Raw genomic sequence first — 17,846 nt, forward strand, 5'->3', positions numbered from 1 at the left:
GCACTGCGCGGAGCGCGATAGGGATCATGCACCGGGTCCGTTCCGAATGGTGTAGCGCATGACCGACTTCGATCCCTCCCAGCACCGCATGATCCCCACGCAACGCTGGTTTGAGGATTTCGTCCTCGGCGAGCGCTTCGTGCTGCCCAGCCGCACCCAGACGTCCGCCGTGTTCGCGGCGTTCCAGACCGCGAGCGGCGACACTCATCCGGTGCACTACGACGTGGAATATTGCCGCAGCCGCGGCATGCCGCATCTGCTCGCCCACGGCTTTCAGACCTTGATTCACACCGCGCCAGGGGCCGGCCTGTTTCCGTTCATGGTCGAGGAGTCGCTGGTCGGCTTCCTCGAGCAATCAAGCCGGTTCCTCAAGCCCGTGTTCGCCGACGATACCATCTATCCCACGCTTGAAATCACCGAGCTGGTGCCGGGGCGCACGACCGGCGCCGTGACGCTCAGAAGCACCGTGTTCAACCAGCGCAAGGAGCTAGTGCTGGAGGGCACGCAGAAATTCCTGATCCGGCGGCGACCAGCGGGTTAAGCACGGGGCAAAATCGCCGAAATTCGGCCGATTGACGGAGAAGTTCGGGTTGCCGCGCGGGATCGGCTGGCCTACCTATGGCCCATGAAATTCCTCGACGAAGCAAAGGTCTATATCCGCTCCGGTGACGGCGGGAACGGCTGCGTGGCGTTCCGCCGCGAGAAGTTCATCGAATTCGGCGGCCCCTCCGGAGGCAATGGCGGCCGCGGCGGCAATGTCATTATCGAGGTCGCCGATGGCCTCAACACGCTGATCGACTATCGCTATCAGCAGCATTTTAAAGCCCAGAAGGGTGAGAATGGCTCGGGCTCGGACCGCCATGGCGCCAATGGCAAGAACATCGTGCTGAAAGTGCCGATGGGCACGCAGATCTTCGACGAAGACCGCGAGACGCTGATCCACGACTTCACCAAGGTCGGCGAAAGATTCGTCCTTGCCGAGGGCGGCAATGGCGGCTTCGGCAACGCGCATTTCAAGACCTCGACCAACCGCGCCCCACGCAACGCCAATCCCGGCCAGCCCGGCGAGGAGCGCTGGATCTGGCTGCGGCTGAAACTGATCGCGGATGCCGGACTCGTCGGCCTGCCCAATGCCGGCAAGTCGACCTTCCTCAGCAAGGTCAGCGCAGCAAAGCCGAAGATCGCCGACTATCCCTTCACCACGCTGCATCCGCAGCTCGGTGTCGTGAATGCCGACGGCCGCGAATTCGTGCTGGCGGACATTCCGGGTCTGATCGAAGGCGCGCATGAAGGCGCCGGTCTCGGCGACCGCTTCCTCGGCCATGTCGAACGCTGCCGCGTGCTGCTGCATCTTGTCGACGCGACCTGCGAACATGCCGGCAAGGCCTACAAGACGGTGCGGACCGAGCTCGATGCCTATGGCGGCCAGCTCACGGACAAGATCGAGATCGTCGCGCTCAACAAGATCGATGCGGTCGAGCCGGACGAATTGAAAAAGCAGAAGGACCGCTTGAAGCGCGCCGCCAAGAAGACGCCGCTGCTGCTGTCCGCCGTGACCGGCCAGGGCGTCAAGGAAGCGCTGCGCGCGCTGGCCGACGTGATCGGCGAGAACCCGGTCTCCGCCAAGGCCAAGAGCGCCGCCGAAGCGGAGCCGTGGTCGGCTTGAGGAGAGCGACGCGCTCCCTCCACACCTCTGCGCAGCGGGCCAACGTCCGACAAGAGAGCGGACCCCTCACCCGGCGCCGTAGCCGAAGCTTGCTTCGGCGTTCTGCTAAGTACGGCCGCCAAGGTCGGCCGATGCCGACCTCTCCCTTCGGGAGAGGTTTTCTTCGCGGCATCGATAGCGCAATATCCAGCAAACGAAGTCAGGAGCGAGACGCATGGCGGGCGCGAAGAACGTTCTCTGGATCATGTGCGACCAGCTTCGCTATGACTATCTCGGCTGCACCGGCCATCCCACGCTGAAGACGCCCAACATCGACGCCATGGCCAAGCGCGGCGTGCTCTTCACCAAGGCCTACGTGCAGTCGCCGATCTGCGGTCCGTCGCGGATGTCGTTCTACACCGGACGCTACATGCGCTCGCACGGCTCGCACTGGAATGGCTGGCCCTTGCGCGTCGGCGAGCCCACGCTCGGCGATCACCTCAACAAGATCGGCGTGCGCAACGTGCTGGTTGGCAAGACCCACATGGCGCCCGATCTGGAAGGCATGAAGGCGCTCGGCATCCCGCCGAAATCAGTCATCGGCGTGCATGTCTCCGAATGCGGCTTTGAACCTTACGAGCGTGATGACGGCCTGCACCCGACCGGTCGGCCGCGCCCGAAATACGATGAATATCTGCGCCAGCAGGGCTTTGAGGCTACTAATCCTTGGGAGCATTGGGCCAATTCCGGCGCGGCCGACGACGGCTCGTTGCAGAACGGCTGGCTGCTGGTGCATGCCGACAAGGCCGCGCGCGTGCCGGACGAGCACTCCGAGACGCCCTACATGACGCGGCGTGCGATGGACTTCATCACCGAGGCCGAGACCGATGGCAGCCCGTGGTGCCTGCATCTGTCCTACATCAAGCCGCACTGGCCCTATATCGCGCCAGAGCCCTACGCCAGCATGTATTCGACGTCAGACATGATTCCGGTGATCCGCTCCGAGCGCGAGCGCCAGAATCCGCATCCGGTGTTCGGCGCCTACATGGACATGCGCTACTCCCGCAACATGGCGCGCGACGATGCCCGCGAGAAAGTGATCCCGACCTATATGGGCCTGATCACCCAGATCGACGACCAGATGGGCGTGCTGATGAAGTTCCTGGAGGCGCGCGGCCTGTTGGAGACAACCATGATCGTGTTCACCTCCGATCACGGCGATTATCTCGGTGATCACTGGATGGGCGAGAAGGACCTGTTCCACGAGCAATCAGCGAAGATTCCGCTGATCGTGATCGATCCGTCGCAAGAGGCCGACGCCACGCGCGGCACACGTAGCGATGCACTGGTCGAGGCGATCGACCTCGCGCCGACCTTCCTCGACTATTTCGGTGGCAAGGTGCCGGGACACATTCTCGAAGGGCGTTCGCTGCTGCCGCTGCTGCGCGGCCGCACGCCATCAGATTGGCGCAGTGTGGCGTTCTCCGAATATGACTACGCCATGCAGGATGTGCGGCTGAAGTTGAACCAGCCCATCGAGCGCTGCCGCCTGTTCATGGTGTTCGACGGCCGCTGGAAATATATCCACGCCTCCGGCTTCCGCCCCATGCTGTATGACCTCGAAACCGATCCGGACGAATTTGTGGACCGCGGCGATGACCCCGGTTGCGCCGGCATCATCGCGCGGTTGCAGGCCGAGCTGTTCGACTGGGCGCTGCATCCGAACGACCACATCACGACGCCGCGCGAGAAGATCGCGGCCTATGCGGACAACCAGCTCCAGGTGAAGGGCGGCATTCTGATCGGCGTCTGGGACGAAGCCGAACTGGCGACGATCAAGGACGGCATTGCGCAGCGAGGGAAGCTCTAAGCCCCTCATGGTGAGGAGGCGCGAAGCGCCGTCTCGAACCATGCAGGCCTCGCTGCGACAGCGCGGGCCTTTCATCCTTCGAGACGCCGCTTTGCGGCGCCTCAGGATGAGGGATAGAGAGCGCGCTGCTCGCTCAGCTCGTCATGCCCGGGCTTGTGCCGGGCATCCACGTCTTGCGTCGAGCGCGGAAGCGCATGGATGGCCGAATCAATCCCGGCCATGACGGCGGGGTGCGTTGTGCGAGCAACGCCTTAATTCTCGATCCTGTATCCCGTCGCCTTCACGATCGGTTGCCATAACGCGATGCTTGCTGCGAGCTCTTTCGTCAAGCCTTCCGGTGTCGACCCGACCGGAATGAGCCCGATCGCCGTCAGCTTCTCCTTCACCTCGGGCTTGGCGAGCGCGGCGCGCGCGGCGGCGCCGAGCTTGCTCGCGAACTCCTGCGGGCTGCCCGCCGGAAGCCACATGCCGTACCAGGCGTCGGCGACAAGATCGATGCCGCTCTCCCTCAGCGTCGGAACGTCTGGTGCAAACGGCGATCGTTCCGCGCTCGCGACCGCGATGATCTTCACGCCCTTGGCACGATGTTGCGGCAGAGCATCGGCCAACGTGGTGATGCCGAACGAGATGTGGTCGCCGACGATGTCGTTGAGGATGGGTGCGCTGCCGCGATAGGGCACGCGGGTCAGGGGAATGCCGAGGTCCTTCTCGAGCTTGGAGCCCATGAAATGTGGGATGGTGCCATTGTTGGGCACCCCGAACGAGGTCTTGTCCGGATGCGCCTTCAGCCATGTCACAAAGCTCTTGAAATCAGTGGCGTCGACCGCCGGGTTGATCACCAGCGCAAATTCGAACCGCGCCAAGAGCGACACCGGCAAGAAGTCCTTCGCCGTGTCGAAGCTCGGCGTCGTCTCCACCATCGGCAGCAGATACATGGTCGGCCCCGTCGTCACCAGCACCATGCTGCCGTCGGGACTGCCGCCTTTGACCGCCTTGATGCCGATCAGCCCGTCGCCGCCGGTGCGGTTCTCGACCACGATGGTCCGTTGCAGCACCGGCGCCATCTCCAGCGCGATCAGCCGGCACAGCGTGTCGCCGCCTGCTCCCGCTGCGAACGGGAAGATGATCTTTGTGAGCCCGGCCTGCGCTTGCGCCCCACCCGCCTGCGCCAGCAGCGGCAGCCCGAGACATCCGGCCATGAATTTGCGGCGATCCATTCGTTTCCTCTTCGGCCCTTTATCGTTGACCGCAATTAGAGCCGGGCGGACGCCCGACACAAGGCCGACATTCGCCGTTTACCATGGCGGCTGCCTTGCGCCCGTCACCGTCCTGCTGCAAAAGCAGGGCTCATCGGCGCCGTCTGCTCCGCCGTTTTCCGAACAATCGCATCCAGCGCCAACACATCTACCCACATGGCCAGCCCCGAACTCAGTCAATTCCGCCGTATCGTCGTCAAGGTCGGCTCCGCGCTGCTGGTCGATTCCGACAGGGGTGAGGTGCGCGCGTCCTGGCTCGCGGCGCTGGCGGACGACATGGCCAAGCTGCACCGCGAGGGCCGCGATGTGCTGGTGGTCTCCTCCGGTTCGATCGCGCTCGGCCGCAGCCGCCTCAAATTGCCGCGCGGCCCGCTGAAGCTCGAGGAGAGCCAGGCCGCCGCCGCCGTCGGCCAGATTGCGCTGGCGCGAATCTGGTCGGAAGTGCTCGGCGCGCACGGCATCGAAGCCGGCCAGATCCTGGTGACGCTTCAGGACACTGAGGAGCGCCGCCGCTATCTCAATGCGCGCTCCACCATCGGCAAGCTGCTGGAATGGCGCGCCATCCCCGTGATCAACGAGAATGACACGGTGGCCACCAACGAGATCCGCTACGGCGACAATGACCGCCTTGCCGCGCGCGTCGCCACCATGGCGAGCGCCGACCTGCTGGTGCTGCTGTCCGACATTGATGGCCTCTACGATGCTCCGCCCAAGAACAACCCGAACGCAACACTCATTCCTGTGGTCGAGAGCATCTCCTCAGAGATCGAGGCGGTGGCCGGGGACGCCGAGTCCGAGCTATCGCGCGGCGGCATGCGCACCAAGGTCGAGGCGGCCAAGATCGCCACCACGGGCGGCACGCACATGCTGATCGCCTCCGGCAAGATCGAGCACCCCCTCCAGGCCATCGCCGATGGCGGCCGCTGCACCTGGTTTCTGACGCCGGCCAATCCCATCACCTCGCGAAAGCGCTGGATCGCGGGCACGCTGGAGCCGAAGGGCACGCTGACCATCGATGCGGGCGCGGTGACGGCGCTGCGCGCCGGCGCCAGCCTGTTGCCGGCCGGCGTGATCAAGGTCGAGGGCCAGTTCGCCCGCGGCGACGCCGTGATCGTGCGCGGTCCCGATGCCAGCGAGGTCGGCCGCGGCCTGATCGCCTATGACGCCGAAGTCGCCGAGCGGATCAAGGGCCGCTCGTCCCCGGACGTGATGGCGATCCTCGGCATCAGCGGGCGGTCGGAGATGATCCACCGCGACGACCTGGTGGTGGGCGGTTAAGGCCTTTGCCGTCAGGCCGGGCTTGTCCCGGGCATCGACGTTCTTCGAGCCGCAAAAGGCGTGGATGGCCGGGTCAAGCCCGGCCATGACATCGCGGTTGGGCCAATGGCCTTGTTGCACCAGTTCGCCGGGAGACCAGCCATACCGTCCCCGCCCTTCGCAGACGCAGGATTTCCGTGCTAGGACACCGCCTTAGCAGAAGGTTGACTCCCATGGCCGCCCCCCTCAAAGCCGTTGACGGCAATGCCGATCTCCAGGCGCTGATGTCCGATCTCGGTACCCGTGCCCGCGCAGCCGCGCGCGTGCTCGCGCTGGCGCTGCCGGAGCAGAAGAACCGGGCGCTGGAAGCCATGGAGCGGGCGATCCGCGGCAACGCTGCGGCGATCCTCGCCGCCAATGCCGAGGACGTCGCTGAAGCCCGCGCCTCCGGCAACGCGACCGCCTCCTTCATCGACCGCCTGACGCTGACGCCGGCGCGCGTCGCAGGGATGGCGGAGGGCATCAGCACCGTGCGCGGCATTGCCGATCCGATCGGTGTCGTTACTGAAAGCTGGCAGCGGCCGAACGGCATGACCATCGAGCGCGTGCGCGTGCCGCTCGGCGTCGTCGGTGTGATCTTCGAGAGCAGGCCGAATGTTGCGGCCGATGCCGGCGTGCTGTGCCTGAAGTCCGGCAATGCCGTGATCCTGCGCGGCGGCTCCGACAGTTTCCGCTCCTGCCGCGCCATCCATGAATGCCTGGTGCAAGGCCTGCGCGAAGCCGGCCTGCCCGAAGCCGCGATCACGCTGGTGCCGACGCGCGACCGCGCGGCGGTCGGCATGATGCTGTCAGGATTGAATGGCGCGATCGACGTGATCGTGCCGCGCGGGGGCAAGAGCCTCGTCGCGCGCGTCGAGCAGGAAGCGCGCGTGCCGGTGTTCGCGCATCTCGAAGGGGTCAATCACGTCTACATCGATGCCAGCGCCGACCTCGCCATGGCAAAATCGATCGTGCTCAACGCAAAAATGCGCCGCACCGGTGTCTGCGGCGCCGCCGAGACGCTGCTGGTCGATCGTGCGGGAGCCGCAAGGAGCCTGAAGCCGCTGGTCGAGATGCTGTTGGATGCCGGGTGCGAAGTGCGCGGCGACGATGCGGTGCAGAAGACCGACGCACGCGTAAAGCCTGCCAGCGAAGACGATTGGAATACTGAATATCTCGATGCGATCATCGCAGCGAAAGTGGTCGACGGCGTCGACGGCGCGATCGCGCACATCCGGAACCACGGCTCGCATCACACCGACGCCATCGTGAGCGCGGACGAGGTCGCCGCGAAGAAATTCCTGAGCGAGGTCGATTCCGCGATCGTGCTGCACAACGCTTCGACGCAGTTTGCCGATGGCGGCGAGTTCGGCTTCGGTGCGGAGATCGGCATCGCCACCGGCCGCTTCCATGCCCGCGGACCTGTTGGCGCCGAGCAGCTGACGAGCTTCAAATACCGGGTCCTCGGCACCGGGCAGACGCGGCCGTAGCCGCTCGGGGCGGGCATTGAGCAACAATTTCGTCGTGCCGCGCTTCGTGGCGCAAGCGATCCCGCCCTACACCCAGGGCATGCGCGTCGGCCTGCTCGGCGGCTCGTTCAATCCGCCGCACCAGGCCCATCGCGCAATCAGCCAATTCGCGCTGAAGCGATTACAGCTCGATCGCGTCTGGTGGCTGGTGACGCCAGGCAATCCGCTCAAGGAGAACGGCACGCTGCATGAGGTCGGCGCGCGCATGCAGGCGGCGCGTGACGTCGCGGCCGATCCCAGGATCGAGGTGAGCTGTCTCGAATCCGTCATTCGCACGCGCTACACTATCGACACGATCAACATCTTGCGCCGCCGTTTACCCGGCTTGCGCTTTGTCTGGATCATGGGCGCCGACAACCTCGCTCAATTCCACCGTTGGCAGGACTGGCGGCGGATCGCCGCCCAGGTGCCGATTGCGGTCATCGATCGCCCGCCGCAAAGTTTTCGTGCCCTCGCCTCTCCTGCCGCCAAGGCACTGGCGCGCTACCGCTTGCCCGAGAATAAGGCGGCACTGCTTGCGGATCGGCCGGCGCCGGCCTGGGTGTTCCTGACCGGATTGAAGCTGAATCTCTCGTCGACGGGCCTGCGGAACCCGGACGGGAGCTGGAAAGGTACGAAGTGAGAAAAGGTACGAAGTGAGACGGAGTGTGTGGATTTGAGGCTCTCTGGCATATTGAAACCCTTAACCCCACATGATGTAGTGTAACCGGTGAGCGCCGGATTCGGCGTTCGCGATACAGTGAAAGGAATGGTCCCTGGCCACATCTGTATTGTCCAAGTCTGTTTTACCCAAGGTTGCTAAGCCTACGCGTAAAACATCGTCCAAAGCTGCCTTGAAGGCGCAACCCGACGCCGACAAGACGCTGAGCCTGATCCTCTCCCGCCTCGAGGACATGAAGGCGGAAGAGACGGTCACAATCGACCTTCGCGGCAAATCGGCGTACTCCGACTACATGATCGTTACCACCGGCCGGGTTAACCGGCACGTTGGCGCGATCGCGGAAAACGTCACCAAAAGCCTCAAGGAAAACGGCATCAAGAACATCCATGTCGAGGGCTTGCCCAATTGCGACTGGGTGCTGATCGATTCCGGCGACGTGATCGTGCACGTGTTCAGACCCGAGGTCCGCGAGTTCTACAATCTCGAGCGATTGTACACGCAGGGCCCAGGGGCGGCGAAGGCGATCTAGAGGCCTGACGAGCCGATTTCGAATCGGCTGACGCGCATGCTAGCGTCGTGCGCGCGTCTGATGCGCGCGACCTTGAAAACACGACGCTGAAGCCATCATGCGTGTTGCTGTCATTGCGGTGGGCCGGCTGAAGCAGGGCCCCGAACGGGAGCTTGCCGATCGCTATTTCGAGCGGTTCGCCGAGGCCGGCCGCAAGCTCGGATTTCGCGACCTCTCGATTTACGAACTTGCGGAGAGCCGGGCGCGCGACGCAGCAACGCGGATGGCTGAAGAGGCCGCGGCGATCTCGGCCCATATTCCGGAGAAGGCGGTCCTGGTGGCGCTGGACGAGCGCGGTCAGAATCTGGACTCCACCGTATTCGCACGGCATCTGGCGCGCTGGCGGGACGAAGGCGCCGGACATACTATCTTCGTGATCGGAGGGGCGGACGGACTTTCGCCCGAATTGCGCCGTAAGGCCAAGCTCGCGATCGCGTTCGGCTCTGCGACCTGGCCGCACCAAATGGTCCGCGTCATGCTTCTGGAACAGCTTTATCGGGCCGCCACCATTCTGGCCGGCCACCCCTATCACCGCGCGTGATGCGCGCCACAACGAGCACCTTTGCCGACGAGATGCGTGCGCCGATTCTCAACCTGCTGCTGATCACTGGCCTCGCAGGCACAAGCCTCGCGCACGCTCAGACGGCGACGCCGCCGCAGACCGCGGCTGTCTCGCCCGATGTAATCAAGCAGCGCGAGCAGGAGCTCGAGGCCGCGCGCGCCAGGCAGAAGAGCGCGGAGGAAGCGCAGGCCAAGCTCAAGGCCGAGATCACCGCGCTCGGCCAGGACCGCACTCAACTCAATCAGCAGCTGATCGACACCGCCGCCAATGTGCGCACCGTCGAGACCAAGATCGACGAAGCCGAAGCCCGGCTGCGGACGCTGAACGGCCGCGAGCAACAGATGCGCGCCTCGCTCGATTCGCGCCGCGCCGACATCGTCGAAGTGCTGGCCGCCTTGCAGCGCGCCGGAAGGCGCACGCCACCCGCGCTGCTGGTGCGCCCCGAAGATGCGCTGCAGTCGCTGCGCACCGCGATGCTGCTGGGCGCCGTCGTGCCGGAGTTGCGCGGCCGCGCCGAGAAGATCGCCGGCGACCTCGGCGAGCTCGTCGCCCTGCGCAAGAACATCGCCACCGAACGCGACCAGCTCGCCCTCGACCGCGACCGGGTTCGCAACGACCAGAGCCGGCTCACTGCTTTGGTCGACGAGCGGCAGCGCCAGCAGGCGGCGCGGGAAAAGGACCTCGACGCCGAGAATTCGCGCGCGATCATGCTGTCAAAGCAGGTCGGCGATCTCCAGGGCCTGATCACCAAGATGGAGCAGGATCTGCAAAGCGCCGCCAAGGCCGCTGAGAAGGCGGCCGAAGCGGCAAAGCAGGCCGAGGCGAAGGCGGCCGCCAGCGCCAAGTCCGGCCCGGGCGCTTTCAAGGACCGGTCCCGGACCACGCCCGCGATTGCCTTCGCGTCGGCAAAGGGGCTCCTGCCTCTTCCGGTGAATGGTAACAAGATCAGGGACTTTGGTGGTTCCGACGGGATCGGCGGGGTCCAGAAGGGCATTTCACTGGCCACCAAGCCCGGCTCTCAGGTCACAACGCCGTGTGACGGCTGGGTGGTCTATGCCGGCCCCTTCCGCAGCTATGGACAACTCTTGATCCTCAATGCCGGGGGCGGGTATCATGTCCTGATCGCCGGGATGGAGCGCATTTCGGTCAACATCGGACAGTTTGTGCTCACGGGGGAGCCGGTCGCGACCATGGGGTCGACCTCTCAGGTCGCCTCCATTCTCGCCACTAACGCGAGTCAACCTGTGCTGTATGTCGAGTTCCGCAAAGACGGCACTCCAATCGATCCAGGCCCATGGTGGGCCGCAAATGAAGGCGAGAAGGTTCGCGGATGATGCGCAAGACTTCAGTAATCCTCCTCAGCGCGGCCACCGGCGCGGCGCTGACGCTGTTCGTGACCCAACCGCGCGCCGTGTTCATGGGCTCCAGCGCGCGAGCCGCCACCGCGGACACCTATCGCCAGCTCAATCTGTTCGGCGACGTCTTCGAGCGCGTGCGCTCCGACTATGTCGAGAAGCCCGACGACACCAAGCTGATCGAATCCGCGATCAGCGGCATGCTGACCGGCCTTGATCCGCATTCGAGCTACATGGACGCCAAGAGCTTCCGTGACATGCAGGTGCAGACCCGCGGCGAGTTCGGCGGCCTCGGCATCGAGGTCACGATGGAAGACGGCCTGATCAAGGTGGTCTCGCCGATCGACGACACACCGGCCTCGCGCGCCGGCATCATGGCCAACGATATCATCACCAATCTCGACGACGAGGCGGTGCAGGGCCTGACCCTGAACCAGGCGGTCGAGAAGATGCGCGGTCCGGTCAACACCAAGATCAAGCTCAAGATCATCCGCAAGGGCCAGGACAATCCGCTCGACGTCACCTTGGTGCGCGACAACATCCGCGTGCGCTCGGTGCGCGCGCGCGTCGAAGCCGACGACATCGCCTATATCCGCATCACCACCTTCAACGAGCAGACCACCGAAGGCCTGAAGCGCGAGATCGGCAATCTCTCGAACCAGATCGGCGACAAGCTGAAGGGCTACATCATCGATCTCCGTAACAATCCGGGCGGCCTGCTGGAGGAAGCGGTCACCGTCTCCGACTCCTTCCTGGAGAAGGGCGAGATCGTGTCGACCCGCGGCCGCAATGCCGAGGAGACCCAGCGCCGTACCGCGCATGCGGGCGACCTCACCAAGGGCAAGCCGGTCATCGTGCTGGTCAATGGCGGCTCGGCCTCGGCCTCCGAGATCGTCGCCGGCGCGCTGCAGGACCACAAGCGGGCGACCATCGTCGGCACGCGCTCGTTCGGCAAGGGCTCGGTGCAGACCATCATTCCGCTCGGAAGCGGCAACGGCGCACTGCGGCTGACCACCGCGCGCTACTACACGCCGTCGGGCAAGTCGATCCAGGCCAAGGGCATCGTGCCGGACATCGAAGTGCTTCAGGACGTGCCGGACGAGCTGAAGTCCCGCACCGACACCAAGGGCGAGGCGTCGCTGCGCGGCCACCTCAAGAACGATGGCGACGAGAAGACCGGCTCGCAGTCCTACGTCCCGCCGGACGCCAAGGACGACAAGGCGCTCAAGCTTGCCGACGATTTGCTCCACGGCATCAAGAACAGCGCCTCGGCCGCACCGACGCCGGGCGGCGACAAGGCCGCCGCCGACAAGCCCAAAGCGGCGAACTAGAATCGGCTCACACGAACTTCTTGCAAAGGGCGGCTGCAAAAGCCGCCCTTTTTGCTTGGAACTCCTGATGCCCCCGGCCGATCCCGGCCTGCCGCCGCTTGACCTCGGCGTGGTATCGTCGTTGCGAGTGATTCGGGATCGCGCATGACTGAAACGGCCGATGATCTGAGCGCCCCGCTCGGACAGGACAAGCCGCGCCGGAAACGCCGGCTGCGGCTGCCGTTTACGGCCATGCAGCTGCTTGCCGTCCTGCTTCTCCTGTTCCTGGTCACCTTTGCCGGCTTCGCCATCTTCAACAAGGATCCGCTCGGCGGCGAGCCGATGATGCGGATCGCGATCCGCGAGCCCAAGACAACGGACACAACAACGGACAAGACAGCGGACAAGGCTACCGAAGAGAAGCCGGCCGCCGCCGGCCACGGTCAGGACAGCAGGACCAAGGAGACGCCGAAGCAGGCCGCTCCCAGTGAGCAGAAGACCGTCACCATGATCGACGGCTCCACCGGCGCACGCCATGACGTCGTGATCGGCGCTGGCGAGGCCACCGACAAGGGCGGGGCGGCTTCGGCACCGCCGCCTGTTATGGCCGGGATCGAACCAAAACTGCTGGAGAAGTCGCGCTACGGCATGATCCCGGTGGTCGCCGGGGACTTGAAGCCGTTCAACGTCTACGCGGCCGATGCCGACCGCGCCAAGGCCGCAAAGATGCCGGTGGTCGCCATCGTGATCGGCGGCCTGGGGGTCGGCGCCGCCAAGACCACCGATGCGATCATGAAGCTGCCGCCTGCGGTGACGCTGGCCTTCACACCCTATGGGTCCGACCCTGGCAAGCTTGCCGAGCGGGCCCGCGCCCAGCGCCACGAGGTCTTCCTCCAGATCCCGATGGAGCCCTATGACTTCCCCGACAACGATCCCGGGCCGCAAACATTGCTGACCTCGCTCAGCACCGATCAGAACATGGACCGCCTGTACTGGCACCTGAGCCGGATGCAAGGCTATGCCGGCCTCACCAATTTCATGGGCGCTCGCTTCATCGCGACCGAGCCGGCGATGCAGCCGATCATCCGCGAAGCGGCCAAGCGCGGGCTCGGCTTCTTCGACGACGGCTCCTCACCCCGCAGTATCGCGTCCCAGGCCGCGGCCAACCAAGCGATGCCGTTCGGGAAGGGCGACATCGCGATCGACGTGGTGCCGACGCCGACCGAGATCGACCGCGCCCTGAACAAGCTCGAAGCGACGGCGCGCGAGCGCGGCGCCGCTGTCGGCACTGCCTCGGCCCTGCCCGTCTCGATCGAGCGCATCGGCGTCTGGACCAAGACATTGGGCGACCGGGGTATCCTTTTGGTGCCATTGACAACCGCGATGCTGAAATCAAAATCCAGCTAAATCAACGAATTGGTACGGCACGGGTGCCCGGCGGGCCGCATCAGGTCCTACCGACAACAGCATGCGAGGGGTCTGGCGGAATGGCGCGTTACGAGGATCTGCCCTACCGGACCTGCGTCGGTGTGATGCTGATCAACACGAAGGGGCTGGTGTTCATCGGCCGCCGCGCCGGCGGCATCGAGCATGTCGACGACGCCCATGTCTGGCAGATGCCGCAGGGCGGCGTCGATCCCGGCGAGGACACCTGGGAAGCCGCCAAGCGCGAGCTCTATGAAGAGACCAGCGTGCGCTCGGTCGAGCGGCTCGGTGAGGTGCCGGACTGGCTCACCTACGACATTCCGCGCACGGTGGCCGGGCGCACCTGGAAGGGCCGCTACCGCGGCCAGCGCCAAAAATGGTTCGCGGTGCGCTTCACCGGCAAGGATAGCGAGATCAATGTCGAAAAGCCCGGCGGTGGCGGCCACAAGGCCGAGTTCGTGAGCTGGCGCTGGGAGCCGATGAAGAACCTCCCGGGCTTGATCATCCCGTTCAAGCGTCCGGTCTATGAACGCGTGGTGATGGAATTTTCCGCGCTGGCGGATCAATAATTCGAGTTGCCGTTCCAGGTTCGGTGCTAATCCATCGCGCGGAGTGACAGCGAAAGATGCACGCGTGACGGAAAAGCCCTACCGCCCCAATGTGGGCATCGCCCTGTTCAACGCCAATGGCCGCGTGCTGATCGGCCACCGCTTCAAGGGCGACGGGCCCGAGATCATCCTGCCGGGACTCGACTGGCAGATGCCGCAGGGCGGCGTCGATGAGGGCGAGAATCTGCGCGATGCGGCGATGCGCGAGCTCTGGGAGGAGACCAACGTCGTCAGCGCCGACTATCTCGGCGAGACCGACTGGTTCACCTACGAATTCCCACCTTACGACGGACCGCAGACGCACCGGCTGGCGAAATTCCGTGGCCAGCGCCAAAAATGGTTCGCGCTGCGCTTCACCGGGCGTGACGACGAGATCGATCCGCTGACGCCGCGGAACGGCCAGCCGGCGGAATTCGACGCCTGGCGCTGGGAGCGCCTCGACCGCGTCGCCGACCTCGTGGTCCCGTTCCGCCGCGACGTCTACCGCGCCGTGGCACGGCAGTTTGCGGGGTTCGGAAACTAAAACTGCGAAAACAACCCCATGCACAGTAGCCGAGCACCTTCGGCGCGATGCACTGTGGTTAGTGTGAAGCCTTTGAAGTGTCGGGTAGAATCGGCAGCAAAGCGCAATCGAATGGTGAAGGTGCCGACATCGGCGCCATCGCCGCGTGGCACTCGGCGGCGTCATCGGTGCCTTCGCGATTTGCGTCGGCATTGGGCCAGCTAAACTAGGCGCGCACGGCGCGGTGCAGCAAAGCTTCAGCGCCCGCCACGGTGTGACGAGCGCTGAATCTGTTCACGAATTCTAGGCTTGAGCCCCGGAGCAGTGCCCCGGGGCTTAGTGCATAGCCGTGGAGTTGAGCTGGTGCTGGATGCTCTTGAAGTGGTCCAGCCGCTCGATGGCGTGATCGAGCTCGCTGCCTTCGTGCTCCTTCAGATTCTCTTCCATCTCCGCGATCGTCTCGGCGAACTGCGCACGATCGAGCTCGGCCAGCGACGTCGCGACGTCGGCGAGCACAGTCAGGCCCCTTTCAGAGACTTCGGCAAGGCCGCCGAGCACGATGACCTTCTCGTGCCTGCCGCCCGTGGTCACGGTGAGAATGCCGGGGCGGATCGCAGCGACGACCGGCGCATGTCCCGCCAGCACGCCGAAGTCACCCTCGACGCCGGGGATGTCGACCTGGTCGACCTCGCCCGAGAAGGCGAGCTTTTCCGGAGAGACGAGATCGAAGTGAAAGGTGGCCATGAGCTATCCGTTTTTTCCGCTTGTCACCCGCGGGCTTGGCCCGCGGGTCCATCCATCAAAACGCTCTCGATGGATCGCCGGGTCAAGCCCGGCGATGACGAGATGAGAATGCTTAAGCCGCTTCAGCGGCGAGCTTCTTGCCCTTCTCGACGGCTTCTTCGATGGTGCCGACCATGTAGAAGGCAGCTTCCGGCAGGTGGTCGTACTTGCCTTCCACCAGGCCCTTGAAGCCCTTGATGGTGTCGGCGAGGTCGACGAACTTGCCCGGCGAACCCGTGAAGATTTCGGCGACGTGGAACGGCTGCGACAGGAAGCGCTCGATCTTGCGGGCACGGGCCACCGTCAGCTTGTCCTCTTCCGAGAGCTCGTCCATGCCGAGAATGGCGATGATGTCCTGCAGCGACTTGTAGCGCTGGAGCACCTGCTGGACCTGGCGCGCGGTGTCGTAGTGCTCCTGACCGACGACGAGCGGCGAGAGCATGCGCGAGGTCGAGTCGAGCGGGTCGACCGCGGGGTAGATGCCCTTTTCCGAGATCGCGCGCGACAGCACGGTGGTGGCGTCCAAATGCGCGAACGAGGTCGCCGGCGCCGGGTCGGTCAAGTCATCGGCCGGCACGTAGATGGCCTGCACCGAGGTGATCGAGCCCTTCTGCGTGGTGGTGATGCGCTCCTGCAGCGCGCCCATATCGGTGGCGAGCGTCGGCTGATAACCCACCGCCGAAGGAATACGGCCGAGCAGCGCCGACACTTCCGAGCCGGCTTGCGTGAAGCGGAAGATGTTGTCGACGAAGAACAGCACGTCCTGGCCCTGGTCGCGGAAGTGCTCGGCGACAGTCAGACCGGTGAGGCCGACGCGGGCGCGGGCGCCCGGCGGCTCGTTCATCTGGCCGAACACCAGCGCGCATTTCGACTTCACGCTCGGATCCGGATTGTGCGGATCGGCGTTGACCTTGGATTCGATGAACTCGTGATAGAGGTCGTTGCCCTCGCGGGTCCGCTCGCCGACGCCGGCGAACACGGAGTAACCGCCGTGCGCCTTGGCGACGTTGTTGATCAGCTCTTGAATCAGCACGGTCTTGCCGACGCCGGCGCCGCCGAACAGGCCGATCTTGCCGCCCTTCGCATACGGGGCCAAGAGATCGACGACCTTGATGCCGGTGACGAGAATTTCAGCTTCGGTCGACTGATCGGTGTAGGTTGGCGCTTCCTGGTGGATGGCGCGCTTGCCTTCCGACTGGATCGGGCCGGCTTCGTCGATCGGCTCGCCGATCACGTTCATGATGCGCCCGAGCGTGCCGGCGCCCACCGGAACCGCGATCGGCTGGCCGGTGTCGGTCACTTCCTGGCCGCGCACCAGACCTTCGGTCACGTCCATCGCGATCGTGCGCACGGTGGACTCGCCGAGATGCTGCGCAACTTCGAGTACCAGACGGATATTGCCGTTCTTGGTTTCCAGCGAATTGAGAATGGCCGGGAGGTGGCCTTCGAACTGAACGTCGACGACGGCGCCCATGACCTGGGTGACGCGACCGACCGGGTTAGCTGCTGTAGCCATGAAGCTCTCCTTCGAAATTCTGTACTTGAACGACCGTCGTTTAATTGGTGCGTCAGAGCGCCTCGGCGCCGGAGATGATCTCGATCAGCTCCTTGGTGATCTGGGCTTGACGGGTTCGGTTGTAGATCTGGGTTTGCTTGCGGATCATTTCACCGGCGTTGCGGGTGGCGTTGTCCATCGAACTCATCTGCGCGCCGTAGAACGAGGCATTGTTTTCGAGCAGCGCGCGGAAGATCTGCACCGCGATATTGCGCGGCAATAGGCGGGAGAGGAGTTCGTCCTCCTCCGGCTCGTATTCATAGGATGTCGCCGGCGCGTTCGCCGCCTTTTCTTCCACGGTCAGCGGAATGATCTGCTGGGCGGTCGGGATCTGCGCGATCACCGAACGGAAGCGCGCGTAGAACAGCGTGCAGACGTCGAACTCGCCGTTGTCGAAACGCGCCAGAACCTTCTTGGCGATGTCCTCGGCATTGATGAAGCCGAGCTGGCGGACGCTGCGCAGATCCATGTGCTCGACGATCTGCTTGTCGAACAGGCGGCGGAGCTGCTCATAGCCCTTGCGGCCGACGCAGAAGAATTTCACTTCCTTGCCTTGCGCGATCAACGCCTGCGCGCGCTCGCGCGCCAGGCGCACGATCGAGGAGTTGAAGGCGCCGGACAGGCCGCGCTCGCCGGTGCAGACGAGCAGCAGGTGAACCTGGTCCTTGCCGGTGCCGGCCAGCAATGCCGGCGCGCCGGGCGAGCCCGCGGCGGCGCTGGCGATATTGGCGATCACTGCGCTCATCTTGTCGGCATAGGGCCGCGCCGCTTCGGCCGCTTGCTGGGCGCGGCGCAATCTCGACGCCGCGACCATCTGCATGGCCTTGGTGATCTTTTGCGTCGCCTTGGTGGAGGCGATGCGGACGCGCATGTCTTTAAGTGACGCCATTCTTCGTTCACCCCGGCGGTTCGACCCTTACG

General features: G+C 64.7%; 17 protein-coding genes. 13 read left to right on the forward strand and 4 right to left on the reverse strand.

What is annotated here, in order from left to right; all coding sequences use genetic code 11:
- Window positions 1-58: 58 nt before the first annotated feature.
- The 3 genes from IVB01_RS04955 to IVB01_RS04965 all read left to right on the forward strand — a co-directional run bounded on the left by IVB01_RS04955 (window position 59) and on the right by IVB01_RS04965 (window position 3,515).
- Complete coding sequence (locus tag IVB01_RS04955; RefSeq protein ID WP_247281216.1) at window positions 59-541, forward strand: MaoC family dehydratase; 483 nt, start codon at window positions 59-61, stop codon at window positions 539-541.
- A gap of 84 nt (window positions 542-625) precedes the next feature.
- Window positions 626-1,666 (forward strand): GTPase ObgE, encoded by a 1,041-nt coding sequence (obgE, locus tag IVB01_RS04960; RefSeq protein WP_247281217.1) that lies wholly within the window; start codon window positions 626-628, stop codon window positions 1,664-1,666.
- Between the two features lie 214 nt (window positions 1,667-1,880).
- A complete protein-coding gene (locus IVB01_RS04965) occupies window positions 1,881-3,515 on the forward strand; it encodes an alkaline phosphatase family protein (protein WP_247281218.1) in 1,635 nt (544 codons plus the stop codon).
- A gap of 251 nt (window positions 3,516-3,766) precedes the next feature.
- Here IVB01_RS04965 and IVB01_RS04970 read toward each other — a convergent pair whose 3' ends face one another.
- Window positions 3,767-4,732, reverse strand: a complete 966-nt coding sequence (locus IVB01_RS04970) for a Bug family tripartite tricarboxylate transporter substrate binding protein (protein ID WP_247281219.1) — start codon at window positions 4,730-4,732, stop codon at window positions 3,767-3,769.
- A 195-nt stretch (window positions 4,733-4,927) separates the two neighbouring features.
- On the opposite strand from IVB01_RS04970, the gene proB reads away from it, so the two are divergent.
- From proB to IVB01_RS05020, 10 genes are all read left to right on the forward strand, one after another.
- Entirely contained in the window at window positions 4,928-6,049 is a 1,122-nt protein-coding gene (gene proB / locus IVB01_RS04975) for a glutamate 5-kinase (RefSeq protein WP_247281220.1), read from the forward strand.
- A 212-nt stretch (window positions 6,050-6,261) separates the two neighbouring features.
- A complete protein-coding gene (locus IVB01_RS04980; protein ID WP_247281221.1) occupies window positions 6,262-7,557 on the forward strand; it encodes a glutamate-5-semialdehyde dehydrogenase in 1,296 nt (431 codons plus the stop codon).
- Between the two features lie 16 nt (window positions 7,558-7,573).
- Window positions 7,574-8,218, forward strand: coding sequence for a nicotinate-nucleotide adenylyltransferase (locus tag IVB01_RS04985; protein ID WP_247281222.1), 645 nt, complete (start codon window positions 7,574-7,576; stop codon window positions 8,216-8,218).
- Window positions 8,219-8,429: 211 nt separating this feature from the next.
- Complete coding sequence (rsfS, locus tag IVB01_RS04990) at window positions 8,430-8,786, forward strand: ribosome silencing factor (RefSeq protein ID WP_024338888.1); 357 nt, start codon at window positions 8,430-8,432, stop codon at window positions 8,784-8,786.
- 97 nt (window positions 8,787-8,883) lie between these two features.
- Complete coding sequence (rlmH, locus tag IVB01_RS04995) at window positions 8,884-9,366, forward strand: 23S rRNA (pseudouridine(1915)-N(3))-methyltransferase RlmH (RefSeq protein ID WP_247281223.1); 483 nt, start codon at window positions 8,884-8,886, stop codon at window positions 9,364-9,366.
- Window positions 9,367-9,398: 32 nt separating this feature from the next.
- Window positions 9,399-10,721 (forward strand): peptidoglycan DD-metalloendopeptidase family protein, encoded by a 1,323-nt coding sequence (locus IVB01_RS05000; protein WP_247281265.1) that lies wholly within the window; start codon window positions 9,399-9,401, stop codon window positions 10,719-10,721.
- Window positions 10,718-12,073: a S41 family peptidase gene (locus tag IVB01_RS05005; RefSeq protein WP_247281224.1), complete on the forward strand. Its 1,356-nt coding sequence runs from the start codon at window positions 10,718-10,720 to the stop codon at window positions 12,071-12,073. The genes IVB01_RS05000 and IVB01_RS05005 overlap by 4 nt, the downstream gene beginning before the upstream one ends.
- Window positions 12,074-12,217: 144 nt before the next feature.
- Window positions 12,218-13,459: a divergent polysaccharide deacetylase family protein gene (locus IVB01_RS05010; protein ID WP_247281225.1), complete on the forward strand. Its 1,242-nt coding sequence runs from the start codon at window positions 12,218-12,220 to the stop codon at window positions 13,457-13,459.
- An 80-nt stretch (window positions 13,460-13,539) separates the two neighbouring features.
- On the forward strand, window positions 13,540-14,046 hold the full coding sequence (locus IVB01_RS05015; protein WP_247281226.1) for an RNA pyrophosphohydrolase: 507 nt from the start codon (window positions 13,540-13,542) through the stop codon (window positions 14,044-14,046).
- Window positions 14,047-14,110: 64 nt separating this feature from the next.
- Entirely contained in the window at window positions 14,111-14,608 is a 498-nt protein-coding gene (locus IVB01_RS05020; protein WP_247281227.1) for an RNA pyrophosphohydrolase, read from the forward strand.
- 315 nt (window positions 14,609-14,923) lie between these two features.
- On the opposite strand, the gene IVB01_RS05025 is transcribed toward IVB01_RS05020, so the two are convergent.
- From IVB01_RS05025 to IVB01_RS05035, 3 genes are all read right to left on the reverse strand, one after another.
- Window positions 14,924-15,331 (reverse strand): F0F1 ATP synthase subunit epsilon, encoded by a 408-nt coding sequence (locus IVB01_RS05025; RefSeq protein WP_247281228.1) that lies wholly within the window; start codon window positions 15,329-15,331, stop codon window positions 14,924-14,926.
- 112 nt (window positions 15,332-15,443) lie between these two features.
- Entirely contained in the window at window positions 15,444-16,886 is a 1,443-nt protein-coding gene (gene atpD, locus IVB01_RS05030; protein WP_247281229.1) for a F0F1 ATP synthase subunit beta, read from the reverse strand.
- Between the two features lie 52 nt (window positions 16,887-16,938).
- Window positions 16,939-17,814, reverse strand: a complete 876-nt coding sequence (locus tag IVB01_RS05035) for a F0F1 ATP synthase subunit gamma (RefSeq protein WP_247281230.1) — start codon at window positions 17,812-17,814, stop codon at window positions 16,939-16,941.
- Between the last annotated feature and the right edge of the window lie 32 nt (window positions 17,815-17,846).

Source organism: Bradyrhizobium sp. 164 (assembly GCF_023073715.1).
Lineage (GTDB): Bacteria > Pseudomonadota > Alphaproteobacteria > Rhizobiales > Xanthobacteraceae > Bradyrhizobium.